The 729-nt window shown below is 39.1% G+C and carries 2 protein-coding genes; both read left to right on the top strand.

Going from position 1 to position 729, the window contains the following annotated elements; genetic code table 11:
* The coding region (locus AC1DUA_RS39645; protein ID WP_477504881.1) for a hypothetical protein at nt 1-234 on the top strand (234 nt) is incomplete at its 5' end.
* A 136-nt stretch (nt 235-370) separates the two neighbouring features.
* Nucleotides 371-568 (top strand): hypothetical protein, encoded by a 198-nt coding sequence (locus AC1DUA_RS39640; protein ID WP_477504880.1) that lies wholly within the window; start codon nt 371-373, stop codon nt 566-568.
* The last annotated feature ends 161 nt before the right edge of the window (nt 569-729 follow it).

The raw sequence follows: 729 nt of genomic DNA, 5'->3' as shown, positions 1-729 counted from the left end.
ATACTAGGATGGGTAGAGCAACAACTTATCTATTCTCCTTTTAGAATTACAATTGAACATTACTTTTTATTTTATCTGCTTGGTAATTTGTTAATCTTATTTGTCTTTTACAGAAATGCATTTCAATTTGGAGGCTGGTTTAAATCTAAAGAAAACAAAAAGCTCCCCCGAACTCTCAGTACCCTTCTTTCAATAGTAGCCGTTTGTCTACTTTTTTCCCCATTCATTTTGTAGAAGCAAAGAGTCGGGGACGAAAAATAGCACCTCACCTCTATCTTACTCTACCTTGGCATTGAGGCGAACATCCGATCCATTTTCAATCGCTGCTACTACCTCCACTGTCACTTCCGCCTCCGCTGGAGGAATCATTGTGACTGTGGTGACTGTGGTGATTCTGGTGATGATTAAGATGTTCGTTGTGGTGATGGTTATGGTTATGGTGATGGTTATGATGGTGTTTGTTAGAATCATCCGAAGAATGATTAGCGTAGAAGTTCGAGCTATCATTGTGGGATTGGGTAAAATTATTACTTCTTCTATGGTTGCCTTTGCTGACCATCCCAGTTAAACAAATAAGAACGAACATGATGACAATAATAACGATCAAACTCATCAAATCAGTCCCTTCCATTTCTTGTTACAAAATCCACTAAAATAAAGCCGACTGCCAAGCAGCCAGCTCTATGTCATAGCTTAATTTCCGTAACGCACATTTAGCCAGTGTACACC

This window comes from Paenibacillus sp. 01T422 (assembly GCF_056398785.1).
The sequence above is the reverse complement of the archived record's forward strand: the minus strand, read 5'-3'. Positions and strand labels throughout refer to the sequence as shown.